Raw genomic sequence first — 22,690 nt, 5'->3', positions numbered from 1 at the left:
GATAAGCCTATTCTCTGCGCACCATCAAAAGTCCTGGTCGGATTCGGTAATGCGGACCACGCGCGCGTTGTACTTCACGGTGTTCACGCCGATCGAGGTCTCCACGTGGTGCACGTGCGGCATCGCGAGTATCTTGTCAGAGGCAACCGCCCACAGCGATTCCAGCCCGTCGAACAACGCGATCACGAAGATGTTGAACTGCCCCATCGTGATGATGACGGCGTTGACATCGGGCAGTTCGGCAATCTGCCGCGCCACGTCGCGCACGTGCTCGACGCTGGCCTGCACGCCGATGAACGCGATGTTCGATGCGTTGGCCATCCCGAAGTCAGTGATGGCGGTGAACGAGATCAGCCGGTCCTGCTGCAGCCGCTTGATGCGGCCACGCACGGTTCCTTCCGTGACCCCCAGTTCGGCTGCGATCTTCCGGTTCGAAACACGAGCATCGCGCGACAGGATCTCGATCATCTGGCGATCGAGATCGTCAAGGTTGGGGGTGCTCATCAATTGGCTCCGCTGGAGATAGGGGCGACGTCGAACTTGTACTTGATCACGTCAACTGCGATCGTGGGCGTCAGGGAGCGAATGCCCTTGACCTGCGAAAACTTGTCCAGCAGCAGTTTGGGCAGATCGTTGAAGTCGTGAAGGACGACCAGAAGGTCGATGTCGTATCGGCCCGTGACCAGATGCGCGGCAAAGCACTCGGGAAATTCGGCAAGCTCCGCCGCCACTTCCGAGGCAGGTCGACCGTCGACGGCGACCGCCACCTGCATCAGGACATTGTAGCCATGGGCCGCGAAGTCGGACACCGCCACGACACGAAGCCGGTCCGCTTCTTCCATGCGGCGGATACGGGCAGACACTGTAGCGGCCGTCAGGCCGAGCAGATCCGCGATCTGCTGGTTGGTCGCGCGGCCATTCTTGCGAAGCTGCGCGACGATCGCCATGTCGACGTCGTCGACGTTGAAATTATCCCGCATGCAGTGGAGCGTTCCTTCATAACTGGCGGCAGAGCGGCCTTCGATTTCGATTCACCTGCAGCAACGTAACCATAGATCGCCCCGGGAGGGGCCATCCATCCATCACTTACCGGCGCTTCGCCTTGCGCGAGAATGATTTCGGATTGATCTAGCGGCGGAAGGCAAAGGGGCAAAGGCGCATCGCAATGTCAAGACGCGCATTAGCGCTGTGCCGATTCATTGGCGACGGCTTTCGCTTCCCCCCGGGCGCCGTTCAGGTTCGCCCTTGCCGCTTCCACCTTGGCCGACGCGATCCACGCGAGTGCCGCACCGGCAAATCCGATGGGTATGACTAGCGTAAGGGCCATGCGCAGCGATGCAGCGTCATCGCCCAGAGCTTCGCTGAGCGCCCCGGTGATCCAGGGAGCGACGAAGTAGCCACCGATGGTGGTGACAGCGATGAACAGAGCGGTGGCGCTTGCCCGGAAGCGCGCGGGAAGAATGTATTGCAGCGTCGCCAGCAAGCCGACCGACCAGCCTCCACCCAGCAGGCCGGCAGGCACCGCCACGAACATGGCCGCAGTGAAGGTCTTCATCCATAAGACGGCAAGAACCGCGAGTGTCGCCGATGCGATCGCCAGGGCAGACAGCCGCACCGGCCAGTGCATCCCCGATCGTGCGAAGCGATCCGAGAGAGCTCCGAACGCGAGCATGCCGAGCAAGCCTGAAACACCGAAGTTGATCGCAAAGGCCGACTTCACGTCCACCGGGTCGAGAGCATGAATCCGGGTCAGCAGCTCAGGTCCCCACACTCCGAAAGCCACGCCCGAAAGTGCGCCCAGCGCGAAGCCGAACATCAGCAGCAGATAGGCGGGGGTGCGGATCAGGATTGCGACAAGGTCCAAGAAGGCGATCTGTTCCACTTGCTGCGCTTGGCCTTGCTGCTCGCGAGGAGGTTCGCGGACAAGTGCCAGAGCGGCAAGCGCCAGCGGCACCCCGCAGCAGCCCATGAAGATAAAGGCAAGGCGCCAGTCGCCGAAATGGGCTGCGATAGCCGGGCCGCCAGCCTGCCCGGCCATCTGCCCGAAGTAGGTCGCCAGACCGAGAATGGCGAATGCCAGGCCGCGTCGTTCGGCGCGGAAGTAATCGGAAAGCAGCGAATAAGCCGGCGCCACGAAAGCCGCCTCGCCGATCCCGACGGCCGCGCGGGCCAGTGCCAGAGCGACGACACCCTTCGCAAGGCCGGTAGCCGCCGTTGCCACGCTCCACAGGAGGCATCCACCGACGATGATCCTTATCCGCGAACCGCGATCAGCAAGGCGTGCGAGCGGTACGCCTAGAAGGACGTACAGCAGGACGAATGCCGGCCCCATCAGCAGTCCCATGGTGCCGTCACCCACGGCAAACTCAGCCTTGATTGGTCCGACGAGGCCCGTGATCAGGAAGCGGTCAGCGAAGTTAAAGATGTAGATGAACAGAAGCGTGGTCAGGACCAACCAGGGATTACTGAGACGCGGGTGGCCGTCAGTCACGCTTCAGGGTTCCGCCATTCACGTACCAGACCTGTCCGTTTACCCATTCCCCGTCCTCGGAGGCGAGGAACGTCACGGCGGCCGCGATATCTTCCGGTTTGCCAAGGCGCGTGTGCGGCACCGCTTCGAGACCCTGCTTGCGGAACTCTTCCGTCAGATGAACGCCGGCAGCTTCCGTCAAAACCAGCCCCGGACAGATCACGTTGGCCCGAACGCCCTGCTTGCCCCACTTCTGTGCGACATGGCGCGCCAACGCGTGAATAGCATTCTTGGTCATCGGGTAGGCGACCTGCCATGCCGCGCCGTTCGCTGCAGCACCGGAAGAGGTGTAGATCATCGCGCCCCCGCCACTTTCCAGCATCACCGGCAGTGCCGCCTGCGTTGCCAGGAAGTGGCTTTTGGTGTTGATCGCAAAGCTCTTGTCGAGCACCTCCACCGGGCAGTTGAGCGCATCGATATCGCCGTCCGTACCGCCCGCGAGATTGGAGTGGTAGAAGTCCAGACGGCCGTACGCCTCGACCGCCTTGCGAACGATTTCCGCCTGCGATTCAGCGCTCGTGCCGTCGAGAGGAACGGCGACCGCCCGTCCTCCCTTGGCGGCGATGTCCTCGGCGACGGCCTGGGCCAGATCGAGAAGAAGATCGCCAATGACAACACAGGCGCCCTCTTCAGCGAGGCGCCGGGCCGTTGCTGCGCCTATTCCGCGTGCTCCCCCGGCCACGACGCCGACTTTGTCTTTCAAGCCTCGCATCTTACCCTCCTTTGCGTTTTATCAGCCGCCACTTTATACGCGATTGGACGATTATCAATATTTTTGCCACAGCTATGCGGACTGAATCCGCAGTAGAGGCAATGGGGAGGCGAGAATATGCCGAATGAACCGAACGGGCGGGTCGCCGTCGTGACCGGGGCCGGCGGGGGCGTAGGGAACGGCATCGCCCGACGGCTGGCGGCACAAGGGGCATCCGTCATCATCGCGGAATTCGACGAGGAGTCCGGGAGTGCGGCCGCCAGGGAACTGGTCGAGCAGGGGCTGCAGGCGCGGTTCGAACCCGTTGATGTCACTGACAGGGCCAGCGTCAACCGCCTCATGGCCCGGGCCGGCAAGGTCGACATCCTCGTCAACAATGCCTGGCGCGGTTCCGGAGTGGCGCGCATCGAACGGAAAACTGACGAACAGTTCGATGCCGCCCTGCGCTTCGGGGTCTATGCCACGCAGTGGACGATGCAGGCCGTATTCCCTCACATGAAGGCGCAAGGCTGGGGACGCATCATCAACATCGCTTCGCTCAACGGTGTCAATGCGCACATGGGCAGCGCGGACTACAATGCCGCCAAGGAGGCCTTGCGCGCCCTAACCCGCACGGCGGCTCGGGAGTGGGCCCCTTACGGCATTTGCTGCAACGTCATCTGCCCGGCAGCCATGGCGGCCTCGACACGGCGCATCATGGCCGGGCAGCCGGAGATGATGGAACGCATCGAAGCGGCAAATCCGATGGGCCGCATGGGCGATCCGGAAGCCGACATCGGCGGCGTGGCGGCATTCCTCGCAAGCGACGATTGCCGCTACGTGACCGGCAACACGCTGTTCGTCGATGGCGGAGCGCATATCAATGGCGTCGCCTGGGCTCCGGACCTCGGCAGCGACTGAGCCGACCGCGCCGCGTCCCTAAGACGCGGTGGGGCATGAGAGCATCACGGGAATGTCGGACGCCGGTCCTTCCACGGTGCCGCGCGCTCAAGCTGGCCCGCCAGACGGAACAGCAGATCTTCCTCGCCATAGCGCCCAAGGAACATCACACCCACAGGTAGCCCGCTGGCGGAATGGGCGAGGGGAACGGACATCGCGGGTTGCCCGGTCCAGTTCGCCACCTGACAGAACGGCGAGAACTCCGAAGTCCGGCGTCCCCACTCCTCGAAGCTGCAATCGGGAGAAAGGCCGATCCGGCCGATCGGCAGCGGCGGTGACGCCAAGGTGGGCATCAATACGACATCATAGCGGCGCATGAACTGCCCGACCCGAACGGCCGCCTCCTGCAGGACGTTACCCGCCCTTGCATGATCCATCGCCGAGAAGGTCTTGCCATACTCGACGAAGCCCAGCGTTATCGGCTCAAGCAGATCGGGCCCGAGCGTCACGCCAAGCCGCCTTGCCCTGTCCGTCACATCCGCAGCAACGGCAGGTCCGATAATCGCAAAGCTGGCCTGGCCAAGTGCGGCGGCATCAAGTTCGAGGTTCGCTTCTTCAACGATGTGTCCGAGGCTCTCACAGAGCAGAGCGGCCTTCCGGACCGCCTCGATGCATTCGGGATCGACCGGACTTCCTGAGATCGGCCGCGTCATCAGCGCCACCCGCAGCGAGCCGGGATCCCGGCCGACATTCGAAAGGAACGTTCCCTCCGGCGAGGGAGCTCCGTAGCGCGAGCCGGGCTCCACTCCATGCGTCGCGTCCAGAATGGCGGCTGAATCGCGCACGCTGCGAGTGATCGCATGATAGGTGGAAAGCCCGCCCCACCCTTCAGTGCGCAGGGGCCCCATGGGAACCCGCCCGCGGCTCGGCTTCAGGCCGAAGAGGCCGCAGCACGAGGCGGGAATGCGGATGGAGCCGCCACCATCGCTCGCGTGCGCCGCAGGGATAACGCCCGCGGCAACCGCTGCCGCAGCGCCCCCCGAGGAGCCGCCTGCTATGCGGTTCGGATCCCATGGGTTGCGGGTTGCGCCGGTCAAGGCGCTTTCCGTGGTTCCGGTCAGCCCGAACTCCGGCGTCGTCGTCTTGCCGAAGATGACGAAGCCGGCACGTTCATGGCGCCTGACGAGTTCGGATGTGACATCGGGCCGGTAGTCGCGGTAGAGGCGGCTGCCGTTTCGCGTCAGCTCCCCCTGCTTGTAGACCTGCAGATCCTTGAGCAGCCAGGGAACTCCCGTGAAGGGACCTTGCGGCAGCCCTTGTGCGATGGCGCGCCTCCCGAGATCATAGAGCTCCTGGGCCATGAAGTTGAAACGCGGGTTCGTTGCCTCGGCGCGAGCGATCGCCGCGTCGAGCAGTTCCGTCGGCGAGACCTTGCGTTTGCGGACGAGTTCGGCAAGGCCGAGAGCGTCGTTTTCGTCGAGCACGCCCGCGTTTCCTTCTCCAGTTCGCGCCTGCACGGCCGGTGCCAGCAGCGCGCCTGCCGACACCGAGACTCCTGCCACGACTTCGCGCCGGGTGAGCATATTCAGTCGCGCTTGCGTGAGGCGGGTACGCCCTCGCCTTCGACGTAGTAGCGCGAATAGAACTTGCGGAAGTCCGCGATGGGGCCGTCCCCGGCGCAGATTACCGGCTCAGGCTCGAACTTCTGGCGATCCCAGATGACCTTGTCCTGGTCGTACTGCTTGCAGATGTCGCGGATGATGGCCTTGGCCAGCCCGGCCCGCTCCCCCTCGGCCTGACTGCGCGGCTGAGTGAAGCAGAAACGGGTGTGGACATGGTCGAGATCGACCGGCGTTATGCAGGCGATCAGCAGCGTTTCCGAGATGCCCGTGAAGCGCGTCCAGCTCTGGCCCGGCCCCATGGTGTCGTAGCTGATGCAGCCATCGACCTCGCCCCAGGGCGTCCCCATCTTCGCGCGCACGTCCGCACCGCGGCCCCACTCGCTCCAGCGCAATTCGCCCAGCGGCACGTTGGACGTGCCGTGAATGTACTTGAAATGAGCCACATCCACGCCGTTCTCGGCCATGTTCTGGATGTTGCCCCAGACATTCCACTCGAAGACCTCGTAATCCGTCCAGTCGGGGTCTGAGCACTCCGGGATATGTGCGGGCTCGAACAGCGGTTCGATGTCGTGAGGGTGATACCACGCCCAGATCCAGCGATTTGCCTCGACGATGTGCCACGTGCGGATGCACTTGCGCTTGACCTGCGGCGGGATGATCTTCGTGTAAGGAATCTCCTTCACATTCCCCTCGGTGCCGTCATAGCGCCAGGCGTGGAACGGGCATTCCAGCAGGTTGCCGCTGACCTTGCCGCCGTGGCCCAGATGCGCCCCAAGGTGGCGACAGTAGGCATCAACCATGCGGACTTCACCATCCTCGCCCCGCCAGATGGCGAGATCCTTGGCGAAGTAGCGCAGTGGCTTGACCTCGCCGGCGGCCAGATCCGCCGAGGGCAGCATCGCGTACCAGCCGAACGGGAACCCGATGTCGAGGTTGCGTTCCTCAACGCTGGCGCGGCCCTCGACATTGGCGAGGCGCCAGTCGACAAGGTCCTGTCCGCGCAGCTTCTCGAGGATCTGCCAGACGGCGACCGGCGGCGTACGAGCGTCGCCAGGGGCAGGTGTATCAGCTTCGGCCATGGGCGTTACTCCGCTTTTCCAGTTATTTGAGGTTGAAGACCTTGACGGCATTCTCGCGCAGGAACTTGGGCCATACCTCGTCCTTGAGCGGCAGGTTCTCCATGTCCGAAAAGATGCGATCCAGGCTGAGCCCCATGGGGAAGTAACCGGCGTAGATGATCTTGTCGGCACCGCGTGTATTGGCGTAGTCGATGATCGCCTTGGGATAGTGCTTGGGCGCGAATGCGCTGGTCGAATAGTAAAGGTTCGGCCACTTGAGCATCAGCTTCACCGCGAGATCGGCCCAAGGTTCACCGCCGTGGCGCATCACCACCTTGAGGTCGGGAAAGAACCAGCAGACTTCGTCGAGATATTCGACCTTCTGCGTTTCCATGGGAATGCGAGGGCCGGGAATACCGGCGTTGATGCAGATCGGCAGGCCCAGTTCCGACGCCACCGTGTAAAGCGGGAACATATACTTATGATTGATCGCAACCTGGGGAAGCGTTCCAGCCGGGAACACGCTGAGCGCCGAAAGGCCGACCTCGGCATGGATGCGACGGATGCGAGCCACTTCCTCCATGCCCCGGTTGGGATCGCACGGCAGGTCGAAGAAGAAGCGCTCGCCGTACATCTCCTTGGCACGGCGGGACGTCGCGTTGTCGTTCCACCCCACCATGGCACGCTCGATCCCGAAGCGGTCCATCTCGTCCACGGTCCACTTGACGAAATCGTCGACCCCGGCGCTCTGCGGGATATCCTTGAACATGTACTGCGCCGGCATGGCGAACTGCTGCAGCGTCTGCTGATCCTTTATCAGCGGCCGGAACGGAGCGAACCATTCCGAACGGTCTTCCGCTTCCGGAATCCCGAGCATTGCATCGATGACTTTGATATTCTTCGGCATTCCCATTGTCATTTCCCTCCCGACATGGTGGGCCAGGCCTTGCGCAGCGCCACCTTGTCCACCTTGCTCACATCGTTGCGCGGCAATGGCTCACGCGTGATGACGACCCGTCCCGGCGCCTTGTAGCGGGCGAGGCGCTCGCCTATCCAGGTGATCACGTCCGCCTCGCACACGCCTTCGGCCCGGACCACCATGACGAGCAGTTCACCCAGCCTGTCGTCCGGAATGCCGAAAGCGGCGCATTCGGAAACCTGCGGCATCGACCCGAGCGCACGCTCAACTTCGGCGCAGTAGATGTTCTCTCCGCCGGAGATCACCATGTCCTTCTTGCGATCGACGATGAAGACGTAGCGCTCCTCGTCCACCAGGCCGATGTCTCCTGTTCGCAGCCACCCGTCGGGCGAAAGAACTGCAGCCGTCTCCTCCGGCCGGTTCCAGTACCCCTGCATGATCTGTGCGCCGCGCAGGACGATTTCACCCACCTCACCGGCAGGAAGCTCAGTGCCGTCGGGACCTTCTATGCGGATATCGACGAGGGGCAGCACGCGACCGGCGGAAGACGGCTTGCGCACGAACTCGTGGCCTACAGCCTGGGCGATGGCACCCGAACATTCGGTCATGCCATAGCCGGTGCCCATCATTGCCTGAGGACAGACCGCCCTGATCTCGTCGAGCAGATTGACCGGCAAGGCCTGCCCGCCCACGCCGATGTTGCGGATGCTCGAAAGGTCAGCCTCGACACCCCTGGCCTTCTGCAGCACGTCCCACAGCATGGTCGGGACGCTGGAGAACATGGTAATGGCCTCCTCGCTCATCAGCCTCATGGCGTCCTGCGCATCCCAGCGCCGCATGATGACGACCTTCGCGCCCGCCAGCATCGGAGACAGGAAGGCCGAACCCAGACCGGAAATATGAAACAGCGGGTAGACCAGGAGTGCGGCCTGCTGCGGCATGTGCTGCAACAACGTGTCCACCGGCATGCCCATCGCGTTGGCGGTTGAATGCAGAACCTGCATGCCCGAAAGCTGGACCCCCATCAGGCCGGTGATGATGCTTCGATGCGTGAGAACGGCGCCCTTGACCCTGCCGGTGGTGCCCGACGTGAACAGAATGGCGCACGGATCACCCGGAGCAGCGGCACCCAGATCCCCAAGCGGCTCTGCGCCGGTTTCAAGCCGAACGTCGTCCTCGAACGGTCTGGTCAGGTCGAGCAGGCGACCCGAGTACCCCCCCGCCCGGATCAGCCTGGCACGATCGGTATCGGCGACCACGACCCTCGGGCCGACATCGTCGATCATCGCGACGAGTTCCGCCGGAGCACCGCGGCTGTTAAGAACGGCGGCGACGCCGCCCGCCTTCAGCACGGCGAGGAACGCAACGATCCATTCCGTGCGGTTGCGCATGCAGATCGCCACGCGATCGCCACGCGCGATTCCCAGAATCGACACGAGCTGATCGCGCCATGCGAACACCTGCTCGAAGCTCAAACGGCGCTGGCGGCCATCGTCACCTTCCTCGACGATGAAGGTTCGGTCACCGAATGCGCGAGCCCGCTCGATCATCTGGTTGAGATCAGACGGGGCGTTGAGGAACTGCCGGATGCCATCGCGCTCACCAATGGCGAACGGCGCCCCGGGTGCGGTGAGGGCCGTGAAGATCGGGTCGATCTCCGTCACGCCATCCACGCTTTGTTCTGTGGCCGGATGGCGAATTGCCACCTCTTCGTCACCCACTGCGGCTCTCTCCCTCTTGCTCGTTTAGTAGACCGCTGCCGGGTTCTTCTCCCGGGGGCTCCCCAGCATCTCGCGGTAGCTGGGCCGTTCCTTGCCCCGGTCGGTTATGCCAAGCTCCCGGGCGATTTCCGCTGCGATCAGCGTCTGGCCGGACAGCTCGTCGCGGCGCGGCGATTTGTCGATGCCATCGACGACGTGCGCGGTGAACTCCGGGTTCTCGGCACTGTCGATGAAGTCTTCGTATTGCTCCGGGTTGGTCTTCTGCGCGATAAGCGAGCGCTCGGTGACCAGCGGACCCATCCAGATCGAAACGGCGACCACGCCGGACCCGCGCAGGTCATGCTCCATGTCATGCGCGAGCTTATCGATACCCGCCTTCTGCGCGCCGTAAGCGGGCCCATGCATGTAGCACGATCCTCCGAACGAGGACCCGAAGCCGATGATGCCACTGCCCTGGGGAACCATGATGCGTGCCGCATGCCACGACGCGACGTAGGCCGAGCGCAGGCCCACATCCATGATCCTGACGGCGTCGAGATCCTTTTCCCAGAAGGGCTTCTTTTCGATGAGCTGGGAGTGGATGTAGGTGGCGTTGTTGAAGAGAACGTCCAGACGCCCCTGCTCGTCCATGATGCGCTGGAAAAGCGCTGCGACTTGCCCGTCGTCGGCATGGTCACAGATGGCCGGGATGCCCTGCCCGCCAGCGGCGGTCACTTCGGCAGCGGTTTCCGCGACCGTTCCGGGCAGGATCGAGCCGTCCCAACCCTTTGCCGCACCCGATTGCAGCGTGCGCCCCGTGACGTATACGGTATAGCCAAGTTCACCGAAACCGCGAGCGATACCCCGACCGGCTCCTCGGCTGCCGCCGGTGACAAGCGCAATCTTACGCAATTCAGTCCCCTCTCATGGATTCGACGCATAGCCGATTATTAAACCTCAATATGTTTCACTTTGCGAAGAAACAAAAGGTCAAAAATACGCGTTCTAAAATTTTCTTGGCTCTGGTGGCGTAAGTTGCCGCGGCGCGAAAGGCTGAACTCCGTCAGTCGAAATTGGCCTGCCCCCCGTCAAGCGGGATGGTGGCGCCAGTCAGGTACGAGAATTCGTCTCCACACAGGCTGGCGACGGCAGTGCCGATGTCTTCGACCAGTCGACCGATCCGGCGCAGTGGAATTGTGCGGAAGAAGGCCGCGCCTTCTTCAGGATTATCGCGCAGCCAGCGCTCCAGCCCGGGAGACTTACCATGCGGAGCAACGGTAAGGACGCGAATACCAACGTCGCCCCATTCTGCCGCCGCAGCGCGGGTCAGCGAACGCAGAGCCTGCTTTACCGCAGCATAGGCTCCATAGCCGGTCATGTCCCAGCGCACTCCAACAGAAGAGGCGAGATTGATGATCGTGCCGCCGCCGCGTTCCACCATGATCGGATGAACGGCCTTCATCAGGCGAAATGCGGCTAGAGGGCCGGAATCGAAGCCGGCCTGGAAGGCCTCGTCACTGACGTCCAGCAGCTTTCCGTTCGGCACCTCCTGCGCATTGTTTACGAGGATGTCGATTCCGCCCAGCTGTGCGCGGACCTGCTGCACAAGATCCCGCAGCGCCAGCGGGTCCTTGACGTCACAAGTGATCCCCATCACTTCTACACCTGCCGCGGCTACGGCATCGCAAGTCGCGTCCAGCTTCGCCTGGGTTCGCCCGGTAACCGCAACCGCAGCCCCCGCATTGGCAAGCGCCATTGCAATGCCCTGCCCGATGCCCTGCCCAGCGCCGGTGACCAGCGCCACCTTTCCCGAAAGATCGGCCACTCTTCTCTCCAAAATCGTTTTTCGTAAACAGCTATTGATTTATCTACGCATTGCTCTGCCATGATGCTGATGCTTGCGTCAATTGCGTTGTGCCGCTAGGACAATCCCAACTTGGCCCGGAACGGCATGACAAGGAGCAGGATTGGCGATGGCACAGGACTTCAGCGGACAGGTTGCAATTATCACAGGTGGTAGCGACGGCATCGGGTTCGCGACTGCGGCACTGCTGGCAAAGCGCGGTGCCCACGTGGTGATCTGCGGCCGCCGCGCCGAACAGCTCGACAAGGCACGGGCGGAGATCGAAGCTGAGGGCGGCAGCGTCGAAGCCATGCAGCTCGACGTGACCCACTACGACGCGTTCACTGCACTCGTGGAACGTGTGACACAGGAGCGCGGTCGCCTGGACATGATGGTGAACAACGCCATGTCGACCCATTACGCGCCGATCAGCGACCTCACGCTCGACCACTGGCGCCGTGACTTCGCAGTCAACGCCGAAGCCGTTTTCGTGGGCACGAAGGCGGCGATGAAGGCTATGAGCGCCGCCGGCAAAGGGTCCATCGTCAATATTTCCTCCACCTGCGGCATGCGCGCTGCGGCCTACATGTCGAGCTACTCCGCATCGAAGGCTGCCCTCATGCAGTTCACGGCCGTGGCCGCGATGGAGGGCGCGCGTCAGGGCATTCGCGTCAACGCCATTGTCCCCGGCCAGGTAAACACCGCCGCGACCATGGAGTACAACGCCATGGCACCGGAACTTGCCGCCAAGACTGCGGATGCCATCCCGATGGGCCGCGGTGGGGAGCCCGACGAACTCGCCGAAGCGATCGTCTTCATGCTGTCCGACGCGGCGAGCTACATCACCGGCGTTTCGCTGCCGGTGGATGGCGGCAAGTCGGCGCAGCTTTATCTGCCCTCATAATCACAGACGACCGAAACTGAGCACCGGCAACGACCGGCGAGAGGATAGCATGACTGGCAAGTGGGACCGGGAAATCGACGTACTGGTTGTCGGCTCAGGTGCCGGCGGGCTTCTCTCGGCGCTCGTCGCCGCCACCGAGGGAGCCGAGACCCTCATTATCGAGAAAGCCGCTTTGTGGGGCGGGACCTCGGCGACCTCTGGCGGCGGCATCTGGATCCCGAAGAGCGACCAGGCCGCCGCTGCGGGCTTCGACGACAGCTTCGAAGATGCCTTCACGTACGTCCGGGGCCTTTCGGCTGCCGACGTGCCGGACGCCAACATCCGCGCCTTCGTGGAGAATGCCTCCGTCATGCTGCGCTGGATGACGCAGCACACCGGGATTTCCTATGAGGCGCACCCTTACCCCGACTATCACGCGGAGAATCCGGGCGGGTCGCCCACTGGTTTTCGCACGCACATGCCACTTCCGGTGGACGGCAGCGCATTGGGCAAGGACGTGCGCACCTTGCGCTTCGCCTCGCCTGCCGCAAGCCTCTTCGGCTACCTGAACTGGCATTTCGACGAAACCTACATCATGCTCTTCCGGCCCAAGGGCTGGTGGATCAGCCTTGCCAAAAGCCTGGCGCGTTACTGGCTGGATCTTCCATTCCGCCTGACCTCCCGCAAGGATCGGCGCCTGACGCTGGGCAATGCCCTGTCAGGCGGGCTTCGCATCGCGCTGAACGAGCGCAAGATTCCCATTCATCTCGGGACAAGCCTGGAAGAACTGGTCGCCGAGAACGGCAATGTCGTCGGTGCCCGTATCCGCAGGAACGGCAAGATCGAGAGCATTCGCGTCCGCAAGGGCGTGATCCTCGCTGCAGGCGGTTTCGACAAGAACCAGGCCATGCGGGATGCAAACAGCCCGCTTTATCCGCGAGCGTGGCTGTCCGGCGGGGTCGGTGAGAACACCGGCGATGCCATCACCCTTGCGTCCCGGCTCGGCGCGGCCACCCGCAACATGCAATCGGCATGGGCCGCTCCGATGTTCCATCTCCCGGGTGAACCGGGCGGGCGCCTGTCGACGATCGAGCGTGCCCTGCCGGGTTCCATCATGGTCGCGCAGGATGGCCGCCGCTACATGAACGAAGCGGCTTCCTACCACATCTGCGGACAGACCATGGCGCGACGGCAGGCCGAAATAGGGGATGCCGCGCCGACCTGGTTCATCTTTGACCACCGCTACCGTCACCTCTATCCCGCTGGCCCGCTCCTGCCTCTGCTGCCCGACTGGGCGCAGAACCGGCGCGTCCGGTCGGTCATGAAGAAAGGCAGGACCATCGCGGAACTCGCCCGCGCGATCGGCGTCGATCCGGCCGTCCTCACGGATACGGTGAAGCGCTTCAACACGTTCGCGGCAGAGGGGATCGACCCCGACTTCAACCGCGGCGAGGCTGCATACGACAAGATGTACGGCGATCCGCGCGTGACGCCCAACCCTTCGCTCCGTCCCATCGATGAAGCGCCCTTCTACGCAATGCCGATGTTCCCGGGCGACATCGGCACGAACGGCGGTCTCGTCACCGACGAACAGGCCCGCGTGCTAGACCAGTCCGGCACTGCGATCACGGGTCTTTACGCCATCGGCAACAGCGCCGCGTCAGTGATGGGCGAAAGCTATCCGGGCGCCGGTGTGACCATCGGCCCCGCCCTGACGTTCGGCATGCTTGCCGCTCGTCACGCAACGAAAAGGAATGTTTCATGAGTGGTAAGCTTGTAGGCCGGGCAGCGATCGTCACCGGCGCCGGCCGCGGCATCGGCAAGGCGATCGTCGAGCGCTTGCTGGCCGAAGGCGCCCACGTCGCCGCGCTCGACCTGAACCTGGAAGAAGCCAGGGGCACCGGCGCCACGCTTGCCATCCAGTGCAACGTCGGCGATTCCGCTTCCGTGGCAGCTGCCGTGCAGCAGGCGCGCGAAGCGTTCGGCCGCCTGGATGTCGCGGTCGCCAATGCTGGGATCGGGCAGGCGGCCAAGGACGGATCGGAGCAGTTCTACGGCGCCATGGCTCAGCGCAATGCCGAACTCGCCGACAAGGGTTCATCCGAGATCTTCGTCGACCAGCTGATCCACATGGAAGATGAAGGCTGGGCAGACGTCCTGGCCGTGAACCTCAACGGGACCTTCTATCTCGCCCGTGAATTCGCCCGCGTCATGGCCCGGGACGGCAAGCCGGGCAGCTTCGTTGCGATCAGTTCGACCAGCGCCCAGTCGGGCGAGGGATCGCCCCACTACTGCGCCTCGAAAGCGGCCGTCATCGGTCTGGTGCGTCAGCTTTCGCGTGAGCTGGCGCCGCGTGGCCTGCGCTTCAACGCCGTTGCTCCGGGGCCGACGAACACGCCCGTCATGGCAGGCATTCCGGAAGAGTGGGTCGCCTCGATGGAGAAGGCAATACCGCTGGGCCGCCTCGCCGATCCGCACGAGGTCGCCAGCGCCGTGTCCTTCCTGGCGAGTGATGATGCCAGCTTCGTGACCGGTTCCGTGCTTACCGCCAACGGCGGCAGCTACTTCCTCTGATACCGGCGCCGTTGGCTGCAAGGTGGCGCGCCATGCGGTGCATGGCGCGCCATCTTCTCAGTCTGCCCGCACCTTCACCCGGGGCGCATCCGCACCCCGGCGCATCGTTGCCAGGAACCCGTCGAACGGCGCAGGCTCCGCCACGGGGCCACCATGGTCGCCTTCCCGCGCCCAGAACTCCGCATAGCTGGGAAAGAGCTTGTGGAAGTTGCCTTCCGTCCACTCCGTACCCGGCCAGCGCATCTTGTTGTCACCGACGGGCGGCTGGTTGAGATCGGTCGCATACCAGTAAAGCGGGAGCCGGCGCGCGAAGTACCACCGCGGTCCATCGGGCTCCTGTATCCTGACGTAGTTATCGACGTACATCATCTGCATGATGACCCATTCGTCGCCGGTCTCATGCTCGTTCTTCGAGTAAACGACGCCTTGCGCATGATCCGCATCGTCGAACTCGATGATGTGACCGCCGATGTGGTGCGATGTACCCGTGAAGGGCGAGCGCAACGTGCGGTCCATCCATGCGCGGAACGCCTTTCGGCCCGTCTCTTCACGGCCTACCCGGACGTCCTCCGGAAACAACGAAGCCATTGCGTCCATGTCCCTCATGTCGAGGGCAAGCGCATATTTGGCGGGTAGCTGACGTATCTGGTCGAGCGACTCGAGCCTTTCGATACGGGCGAGAAGTGCAGGGTCAGTGGCCATAGATCCTCCCTTGGCTGCCGTGGCGGGCACACCACGCTACGCGTAAGTCATAGCTAATATCCGTACGCATATCACATTAGTATTGCCTTTGAATATCGTAGATCGTAGCCGCAGGCCTGCCGAATCTACGTAAAGCGAGGTCTCATAGACCCGCAGGAACCCACATGGAGGGGAGGATCATGAAGAACCTTTTCGCATCTGCCGCAATGCTGCCCGTCATTCTGCTCGGCGCTCCGACCGCCACGGCGCAGGACGCTGACAGTGAAAGCATGGGCATTGGCGACATCGTCGTCACGGCCCAGAAGCGGTCCGAGAACATCCAGGACGTCCCGATCGCCATTTCTGCAATTGGCAGCCAGTTCCTTGAATCGCGCGGCATCACCTCCATCGACGCCCTGGGCACCATGGCGCCCAACGTAAAGATCGAACGCGCTCCATCGAGCAAGACGATCTCGCAGATCGCGATCCGCGGGTCGGTGACCACGAACCCGGCCATCACATGGGAACCTGCTGTTGGATTGTATGTGGACGGCGTCTACATCGCCAAAGCACAGGGCTCTATCTTCGACGTGGCCGATCTGGAACGCGTGGAGGTGCTGCGTGGGCCGCAGGGCACGCTCTACGGCCGCAATGCGCTGGCCGGGGCCGTGAACCTCGTCACGAAGAAGCCCAGCGGCGAGTTCGGCGGTTCCGTCGATCTTTCGTATGGATCCTACGATCAGCGCCGCCTCAGCGCCACGCTGGACCTGCCTCGATCGGGCATCTTCTCGGCCAAGGTTTCCGGCCAGATCGTCAAGCGTGACGGCATTGTCGACATGGTCGATAATCCCTATCCCGAAGTTGCCCTGGCCGAAGAGCCCAAGGTCAGCCAGATCGACACCATCAACAGCTACAGCCTGATGGCTCAGGTCCGTGCAGAGATCAGCGATGTCGTGACTGCCGACTACACCTTCGACTACAACCGGACGAAGCAGCGCCCGCCGCTCGCCCAGCTTGTCGGCGTTGGTTCCGGCGGCATCTTCGATCCCGGTTCCGACGCATACATACCGGAGCTTCCCCTCAATCTGTATGTACGGGAAGACAGGCAAACCGAAGCGTCCATCGACGCTGCGATCTTCGAGCGTTCGCGTGCCTATGGCCATGCCCTGACGCTTACCGCCGAACTGGATACATTCACCATCAAGTCGATAACCGCATACCGAAATCTCAAGTGGCAGGACGGTATCGACCTCGACGGCACACCGCTCGACGTCGCCTATACCGGACGGGACACGCGCTTCGATGCATTCAGCCAGGAGCTGCAGGTATCCGGCAAGGCCTTCGACAATCGTCTCGAATATGTCGCCGGTGCCTTCTACTATCAGGAAAAGGCCGAGACGCTGGGCGAACAGCGCTTCTTCGGCGCCTTCGATAGCCAGGGCGGTCAATTCTACCAGACGGACTACGGCTCCCACACCAAGGCGATCGCCCTGTTCGGTCAGCTTGACTATGCTCTGACCGATCAGTTCAAGCTCACACTTGGAGCCCGCTACACGCACGAGAAGAAGGATGTCCGTCGCTTCTTCGCTGTCGGCGATCCGCTGCAGACGGTGGTCGACCTGCCTTACGGCGGCGTGCCGGATGCGAAATACAACAATTTCTCGCCCGCCGCGACGCTGTCCTGGTCGCCGAACCAGACGCTCAACGTCTATGCCCGCTATGCGCGCGGCTTCAAGTCCGGCGGCTTCAACGGCGAAACCAACGTCTTCTTCGATCCCGCCGCACCGGAAGGCTGTGCCTATGGCCTCACCGAGCTCTGCCTGCCCTACAAGCCGGAGATGGTCGACAGCTACGAATTCGGCGTGAAGACGAAGCTTCTCGGCAATCGCCTGATCTTCAACGTTGCCGCATTCCGCGACATCCACGATGATATCCAGCTGTCAATCTTCACCGCGGACGGCGCGGCTTCCTCGGTGGTGCGCAATGCGGCGTCCGCGCGCATCCAGGGGCTGGAGTTCGAAGCGATTTTGCGCCCGGTCGACGGCGTCACCCTCAACGGCTCGTTCTCCCTGCTGGATGCCAAGTACAACAGCTATGAGGACGGCGGCGTCGACGTCTCGGACAAGCGCGCTTTCCCTCACGCCCCGAAGCGGCAGCTGTCGCTTGGCGCGGACTGGGAGATCGTCAGGGGCGACTGGGGCAAGGTCAACCTCAATGGTGATCTGAGCCACGTGTCCTCCTACTTCACCTATCCCTACGCCCTCGAGAACGATCCGGCACGCCCCGCCCAAAACGCCTATGACTCGCGTTCAAAGGGGCGCACGATCGTCAATCTGCGGCTCGCCCTCAGCGACGTGCAGGTCGGCGACACGACTTTCGAACTGGCCGGCTTCGTCCGCAACCTGACGAAGGAAGACAATGCGTCGAACTTCATCGACATGGGCCCCGGCTTTGGCGGCATCCTGCTTGCCTACTATCCGGACCCGCGCACCTGGGGCGTTTCGCTGGGCGCGAAGTTCTGATGAGGCCTTCGGCGCCAGCGCGGGCGATACAGCTCTCGCTGGCGCCTGTGGCGTGATGATACGGCCACGCGCTCCCCGCAAGAAGGAGCCGTGGCAATTCACGCTCGCGCTGGTGAACCCTCCTGACGCGAGCAAATCCGGGAGAGACTTGCATGAGACTGGATGGAAGACGGGCGCTCGTCACAGGCGCCGCATCGGGCATTGGACGGGCGACAGCGATCCGCCTTGCCGCAGAAGGCGCGATTGTCACGATTGCCGATATCAACGCCGAGGGGCTGGACGAGACGGCCGCGCAGATGCCGACGCTACCGCGCGACCGAATCACCTTCGACGCGGCGGACACAGCCTCCTGCCAGGCACTGGTCGCCAGGGCCGCTGCGGATGGCCTCGACATTCTCTGCAACATCTCGGGCATCTTGCGGTGGGGGCCGACGATCGATTTTCCGCTTGAGGATTTCGAACGCGTCATGCTCATCAACACCACAAGCGTGTTTGCCTTGTGTCAGGCGGCACTGCCCCATCTTTTGAAAAGCAAGGGCACGATCATCAACACGGCGTCGACAGCGTCGCTCCAGGGCATCGCCTATACCGTAGCTTACGCGGCTTCGAAGCATGCGGTTGCGGCGATCACCAAGAGCCTCGCCGTCGAATTCGCCAGCGCGGGCCTACGTATCAACGCGATCTGCCCCGGACAGGTCAACACAGCGATGGGCACTTCGCCGCCTCCCAAGGGCGATCTCGACTGGAACCTGGTCACGCGCAACGCGCCCAAGCTCAAGGACGGAATCTGCGATCCGGAGGATGTGGCGGCGATGTTTGCGTTCCTCGCCAGCGACGATGCCCGCAAGGTGACGGGATCGCTGTTTACCGTCGACGGCGGGCAACTGGCAGGCTGAGCAAGGCTCGCGCCGCGGCAGTTCCATCGAGAAGTGCATTGTCGCGGCGGTGCACCTGCCAGCCTCTAGGCCCCCGCTGCAGGCTCCAGCGATTGGCTGAGACCCGCTCCACCACGAATTCGCCGGCATCATGACGAAACACGACGCTGTAGCCAACGGCAACAGCGTCGTCGCCGTCCAGTTCGATGGCGATCGGGCTCAGGACATGAGCACAGCCGTCCTGCATCAGTTTTTGATGGACCACGCCTTCGATAAGACCGGCGATGGCCGTATGGCCCTGTGCTTCGCCCATGCCTCCAACGGCGTAGATGCCGTCCGAGGTCCACAATTGGGCCAAATCGCCCGCCTCCCCGCTATCCGCAAGCGGGCCGTAGCGAGCGATGAGATCGCGGATGGCCTCCCGGTCTTCCAGTGCCTGCAACCGGGAGGCAAGGTCATCACGCACCGGCTGCCTTGCGGCCGGCCTGTCTGCCGAAGAACGTGCAGTCAGCCAGGCTCAGGCCGGAGGAATAGCCGTGACCCCACGCCGGAAGGCCGCTGGTGCAGCGACCGGCGGCGAACAGGCCGGATATCGGCGTTCCCGCACGGTTGAGCACTTCACCATCTGTGCTGGTCCGCAGACCGCCAAGCGTGAAGAAGCTGAAGTAGCTCGTCTGGAAGTTGAGCTCGAGCGCGACGAACGGGCCCTGGTCAAGCGGCGTCAGGATGGGCGTGCGCTTGTCGAACAGCGGATCGCGGCCTTCGCGGGCATGCCTGTTGTAGAACGCCATGGTCGTCGACAGCGTACCTTCGGGCATCTCCAGCTCGCGTTCGACCTCTTCCCAGTCCTCGCCCGTCCCGGCGATGGCCACACGTGCGAAACCGGGCGGCTGCTGGAAATGAGCGCTGTCGAGGAGCAGGTAGACCCGATCTCCGGGCTGATCGACCGCGGCCCGGCTAACCCGACCGTGGTAGCAATCCTCATTGATGAAGCGCTGCCCCTGCTGGTTGACCATCACACCGTAGGCATGGGATTCAGGGATGGTCCAGGGACAGGTCGTGAAGAACTGGTCCATGTGGATGGCATCGCCTCCCGCACTTATCCCGAGTTCGATGCCCGAACCATCATCCTTGTCACCGATAGGATCGTTGATGCGGAACGTCTGCGGACAGTACTTACGCCGCATCCCCTCATTCAGCACGAAGCCGCCAGTGGCGAGAACCACGCCCTTGCGCGCGCGGACGAAACGGGTCCGGTTGTCGATACGCACAACCACGCCGACGATCGCTGCGCCTTCCTGGACGAGCGCGACCGCCCGTGAATCGGCGATGACCTCGACGCCCTTCTCGCGTGCGCGCGTTTCGAGCAGATCGATGAGCGGACGACCGCCACCCCAGCCCATGTGCTGGATGACATGGCCACGGGGCGCGGGCCTGGCCAGTGTACAGAACGGCGCCGCCGCCTCGCTTCCGGACCAGATCAGGGTGGAATCATCGGTCGGCTCGATGTGCTTGCCGGGCAGGTAGTTACCCCGATAGGGCACGCCCTGCGCCTTCAACCATGCATAATGGGAAAGGGATTCCTGTGCGTAGAGATCGCACTTCGCTTCATCTGCACAGGGGCCCCCCGCCGCCTTCAGGTAGGCCGCGAGTTCCTCCGGCGTATCTTCGAAGCCGGCCGCGATCTGCACGTCCGTGCCGCCGCCGATGTAGATCTCGCCGCCCGAAAGCGCGGAAGCGCCGCCGCTGCCCGAATTACGTTCGAACAGCATGACCTGCGCGCCGGCGTCAGCAGCCTCTATCGCGGCGCAGGCTCCCGCCGCGCCGAAACCGACGACGACGACGTCGGTCTCGAAGTCCCAGGATGGAACTTCGTTGGCCGGGAACGGAGAATAAAGCGATATCTCGGTCATCTGCTCACTCCGCCTTGGCCTTGACCAGGTCGAGCGCGACGTCGACAATCATGTCTTCCTGTCCGCCCACCATCTTGCGACGACCGAGTTCGACAAGAATCTCGCGCGTGTCGAGGCCGTAGTCGGCGCTGGCTTTCTCCGCATGCCGCAGGAAGCTGGAGTAGACACCGGCATAGCCCAGCGCGAGGGTTTCGCGGTCGACGCGGACGGGTCGATCCTGAAGGGGACGGACGAGGTCTTCGGCTGCGTCCATCAGTGCCATCACGTCACAGCCGTGATTCCAGCCCTTGCGGTCGGCCGCGGCGATGAACACTTCCAGCGGCGCGTTGCCTGCGCCCGCGCCCATGCCTGCAAGGCTCGCGTCGATCCGCACCGCGCCGCCCTGCGCCGCGACGATCGAGTTCGCCACGCCGAGGCCCAGGTTGTGGTGCGCGTGCATGCCGCGCTGGGTTTCGGGCTTCAGCACACGGTCGTAAGCCTCCAGACGTGCCTTCACGCCGTCCATGTCGAGCGCGCCGCCGCTATCGGTCACATAGACGCAGTGCGCGCCATAGCTTTCCATCAAAAGCGCCTGCTGAGCCAGAGCCTCAGGCTCGATCATGTGGCTCATCATCAGGAAGCCGGACACGTCCATGCCAAGATCCCGGGCGATGCCGATGTGCTGCTTGGAAACGTCGGCCTCGGTGCAGTGAGTCGCCACACGGACCGAGCGCACGCCGATGTCATAGGCGCGGCGTAGTTCCTCCACCGTGCCCAGACCGGGCAGGATCAGCGTGGTCAGTACGCTGCGTTCCAGCACATCGGCAACGGCTTCCAGCCATTCCCAATCCGTATGGGCGCCGAACCCGTAGTTGAAGCTCGTACCCGAAAGGCCGTCGCCATGGGCGACTTCGATGGCGTCAACACCCGCCTTGTCCAGTGCTACTGCAATCGCACGAACGTGGTCCACGCCGTACATGTGGCGCACCGCGTGCATCCCGTCCCGCAGGGTGACGTCCTGGATATAGATCTTGTCACCGGCTTCTACGTTGAATCCGCTGGTGCTCATGCCGCGATTCCTTCCGCGATCAGTTCGCCCGTGGCCTTGGCGGCCGCCGTCATGATGTCGAGGTTTCCCGAGTAGGAAGGCAGGTAATCGCCTGCTCCTTCGACCTCGAGGAAGATGCTGGTCTTGATTCCCGTGAATTCGCCCATGCCGGGGATCTTCAGGCGATTGTTGTCACCGAAGCGCTCGAACTGCACGTCCTGCTTGAGGCGGTATCCCGGCACGTACTTCTGCACTTCGGCCACCATTTCCCCCACGGAGCGGCGGATCGCTTCTTCATCCGCGTCTTCGGACAGGGTGAAGACGGTGTCGCGCATGATCATCGGCGGCTCGGCGGGGTTCAGGATGATGATCGCCTTGCCCTTTGTCGCTCCGCCCACTTCCTCGATCGCACGCGAGGTCGTACGGGTGAATTCATCGATATTAGCGCGCGTGCCGGGTCCCGCTGAGCGCGAGGACACCGATGCAACGATCTCGGCGTAGTGGACCTTGGCCACGCGGCTGACCGCCGCCACCATCGGAATGGTTGCCTGTCCGCCGCACGTCACCATGTTGACGTTGGCCTGGTCCAGATGCGCGCGCATGTTGACCGGGGGAATAGTGAACGGGCCGATCGCGGCCGGAGTGAGGTCGACGACGCGGATCCCGTCAGCCCGCAGCGCGGCGTCGTGGACCTTGTGCGCATAGGCGCTGGTGGCGTCAAAGACGATGCGTATGTCCTTGTAGCAATCCAGCTTCTGCAGACCTTCGAGGCCTTCGTGCGTGGTAGCCACGCCTCGGGCGCGGGCCATGGCCAAGCCTTCGCTGTTCTCGTCGATGCCGACGACGGCCACGAGTTCCATGTTCTGCGGGTACTTGATCATCTTGATCATGAGGTCGGTGCCGATGTTGCCCGAACCGATGATCGCGGCTTTAACCTTTGCCATTGTAATCC

General features: G+C 63.3%; 21 protein-coding genes. 6 read left to right on the top strand and 15 right to left on the bottom strand.

Going from position 1 to position 22,690, the window contains the following annotated elements:
• Positions 1-24: 24 nt before the first annotated feature.
• From QOL62_RS06150 to QOL62_RS06135, 4 genes are all read right to left on the bottom strand, one after another.
• Entirely contained in the window at positions 25-504 is a 480-nt protein-coding gene (locus tag QOL62_RS06150) for an Lrp/AsnC family transcriptional regulator (protein ID WP_103730769.1), read from the bottom strand.
• Entirely contained in the window at positions 504-980 is a 477-nt protein-coding gene (locus QOL62_RS06145) for an Lrp/AsnC family transcriptional regulator (RefSeq protein WP_103730770.1), read from the bottom strand. Before QOL62_RS06145 ends, QOL62_RS06150 begins: the two co-directional genes overlap by 1 nt.
• Before the next feature lie 200 nt (positions 981-1,180).
• Entirely contained in the window at positions 1,181-2,491 is a 1,311-nt protein-coding gene (locus QOL62_RS06140; RefSeq protein ID WP_283405608.1) for a spinster family MFS transporter, read from the bottom strand.
• The gene (locus QOL62_RS06135) at positions 2,484-3,242 is read right to left on the bottom strand and encodes an SDR family NAD(P)-dependent oxidoreductase (RefSeq protein ID WP_283405607.1); all 759 of its coding nucleotides are present in this window, start codon (positions 3,240-3,242) and stop codon (positions 2,484-2,486) included. Before QOL62_RS06135 ends, QOL62_RS06140 begins: the two co-directional genes overlap by 8 nt.
• 117 nt (positions 3,243-3,359) lie before the next feature.
• Here QOL62_RS06135 and QOL62_RS06130 point away from each other — a divergent pair, with 117 nt between their 5' ends.
• Complete coding sequence (locus QOL62_RS06130; RefSeq protein ID WP_283405606.1) at positions 3,360-4,142, top strand: SDR family NAD(P)-dependent oxidoreductase; 783 nt, start codon at positions 3,360-3,362, stop codon at positions 4,140-4,142.
• Positions 4,143-4,186: 44 nt separating this feature from the next.
• Here QOL62_RS06130 and QOL62_RS06125 read toward each other — a convergent pair whose 3' ends face one another.
• The 6 genes from QOL62_RS06125 to QOL62_RS06100 all read right to left on the bottom strand — a co-directional run bounded on the left by QOL62_RS06125 (position 4,187) and on the right by QOL62_RS06100 (position 11,245).
• On the bottom strand, positions 4,187-5,605 hold the full coding sequence (locus QOL62_RS06125; RefSeq protein WP_283405605.1) for an amidase: 1,419 nt from the start codon (positions 5,603-5,605) through the stop codon (positions 4,187-4,189).
• A gap of 101 nt (positions 5,606-5,706) precedes the next feature.
• Positions 5,707-6,822, bottom strand: a complete 1,116-nt coding sequence (locus QOL62_RS06120; RefSeq protein WP_283405604.1) for a Rieske 2Fe-2S domain-containing protein — start codon at positions 6,820-6,822, stop codon at positions 5,707-5,709.
• A gap of 22 nt (positions 6,823-6,844) precedes the next feature.
• On the bottom strand, positions 6,845-7,708 hold the full coding sequence (locus QOL62_RS06115) for an amidohydrolase family protein (RefSeq protein ID WP_346770669.1): 864 nt from the start codon (positions 7,706-7,708) through the stop codon (positions 6,845-6,847).
• An 8-nt stretch (positions 7,709-7,716) separates the two neighbouring features.
• Positions 7,717-9,441 carry a class I adenylate-forming enzyme family protein gene (locus QOL62_RS06110; protein WP_233204160.1) on the bottom strand — a complete coding sequence of 575 codons (1,725 nt, stop codon included), beginning with the start codon at positions 9,439-9,441 and terminating at the stop codon, positions 7,717-7,719.
• Between the two features lie 24 nt (positions 9,442-9,465).
• Positions 9,466-10,332, bottom strand: coding sequence for an SDR family NAD(P)-dependent oxidoreductase (locus QOL62_RS06105; RefSeq protein WP_283405603.1), 867 nt, complete (start codon positions 10,330-10,332; stop codon positions 9,466-9,468).
• A gap of 151 nt (positions 10,333-10,483) precedes the next feature.
• Positions 10,484-11,245, bottom strand: coding sequence for an SDR family NAD(P)-dependent oxidoreductase (locus QOL62_RS06100; protein WP_103730777.1), 762 nt, complete (start codon positions 11,243-11,245; stop codon positions 10,484-10,486).
• A 148-nt stretch (positions 11,246-11,393) separates the two neighbouring features.
• On the opposite strand from QOL62_RS06100, the gene QOL62_RS06095 reads away from it, so the two are divergent.
• Genes QOL62_RS06095 through QOL62_RS06085 form a run of 3 tightly spaced genes read left to right on the top strand, consistent with a single transcriptional unit; the run spans position 11,394 to position 14,720 of the window.
• Positions 11,394-12,167 carry an SDR family NAD(P)-dependent oxidoreductase gene (locus QOL62_RS06095; protein ID WP_283405602.1) on the top strand — a complete coding sequence of 258 codons (774 nt, stop codon included), beginning with the start codon at positions 11,394-11,396 and terminating at the stop codon, positions 12,165-12,167.
• Between the two features lie 49 nt (positions 12,168-12,216).
• Positions 12,217-13,911, top strand: coding sequence for an FAD-binding protein (locus tag QOL62_RS06090; protein ID WP_283405601.1), 1,695 nt, complete (start codon positions 12,217-12,219; stop codon positions 13,909-13,911).
• Positions 13,908-14,720 carry an SDR family NAD(P)-dependent oxidoreductase gene (locus tag QOL62_RS06085; RefSeq protein WP_283405600.1) on the top strand — a complete coding sequence of 271 codons (813 nt, stop codon included), beginning with the start codon at positions 13,908-13,910 and terminating at the stop codon, positions 14,718-14,720. Before QOL62_RS06090 ends, QOL62_RS06085 begins: the two co-directional genes overlap by 4 nt.
• A 57-nt stretch (positions 14,721-14,777) precedes the next feature.
• Here QOL62_RS06085 and QOL62_RS06080 read toward each other — a convergent pair whose 3' ends face one another.
• Positions 14,778-15,422 carry a nuclear transport factor 2 family protein gene (locus QOL62_RS06080; protein ID WP_283405599.1) on the bottom strand — a complete coding sequence of 215 codons (645 nt, stop codon included), beginning with the start codon at positions 15,420-15,422 and terminating at the stop codon, positions 14,778-14,780.
• Between the two features lie 179 nt (positions 15,423-15,601).
• Here QOL62_RS06080 and QOL62_RS06075 point away from each other — a divergent pair, with 179 nt between their 5' ends.
• Both QOL62_RS06075 and QOL62_RS06070 read left to right on the top strand, forming a co-directional pair.
• Complete coding sequence (locus QOL62_RS06075) at positions 15,602-17,923, top strand: TonB-dependent receptor (RefSeq protein WP_283405598.1); 2,322 nt, start codon at positions 15,602-15,604, stop codon at positions 17,921-17,923.
• Between the two features lie 152 nt (positions 17,924-18,075).
• Complete coding sequence (locus QOL62_RS06070) at positions 18,076-18,819, top strand: SDR family NAD(P)-dependent oxidoreductase (RefSeq protein WP_283405597.1); 744 nt, start codon at positions 18,076-18,078, stop codon at positions 18,817-18,819.
• On the opposite strand, the gene QOL62_RS06065 is transcribed toward QOL62_RS06070, so the two are convergent.
• The 4 genes from QOL62_RS06065 to QOL62_RS06050 are packed head-to-tail and all read right to left on the bottom strand — an operon-like array spanning position 18,788 to position 22,682.
• On the bottom strand, positions 18,788-19,264 hold the full coding sequence (locus QOL62_RS06065; RefSeq protein ID WP_283405596.1) for a nuclear transport factor 2 family protein: 477 nt from the start codon (positions 19,262-19,264) through the stop codon (positions 18,788-18,790). The two genes, QOL62_RS06070 and QOL62_RS06065, sit on opposite strands and share 32 nt — an antisense overlap.
• Positions 19,257-20,711 (bottom strand): FAD-dependent oxidoreductase, encoded by a 1,455-nt coding sequence (locus QOL62_RS06060; protein WP_283405595.1) that lies wholly within the window; start codon positions 20,709-20,711, stop codon positions 19,257-19,259. The genes QOL62_RS06065 and QOL62_RS06060 overlap by 8 nt, the downstream gene beginning before the upstream one ends.
• A gap of 4 nt (positions 20,712-20,715) precedes the next feature.
• Positions 20,716-21,759 (bottom strand): 4-hydroxy-2-oxovalerate aldolase, encoded by a 1,044-nt coding sequence (dmpG, locus tag QOL62_RS06055; RefSeq protein ID WP_283405594.1) that lies wholly within the window; start codon positions 21,757-21,759, stop codon positions 20,716-20,718.
• Complete coding sequence (locus QOL62_RS06050; RefSeq protein WP_283405593.1) at positions 21,756-22,682, bottom strand: acetaldehyde dehydrogenase (acetylating); 927 nt, start codon at positions 22,680-22,682, stop codon at positions 21,756-21,758. The genes dmpG and QOL62_RS06050 overlap by 4 nt, the downstream gene beginning before the upstream one ends.
• Positions 22,683-22,690 lie beyond the last annotated feature (8 nt).

It is taken from the genome of Novosphingobium panipatense (assembly GCF_900182875.1).
Taxonomy (GTDB): domain Bacteria; phylum Pseudomonadota; class Alphaproteobacteria; order Sphingomonadales; family Sphingomonadaceae; genus Novosphingobium; species Novosphingobium panipatense.
This window is presented reverse-complemented; position numbering and strand designations above follow the sequence as displayed.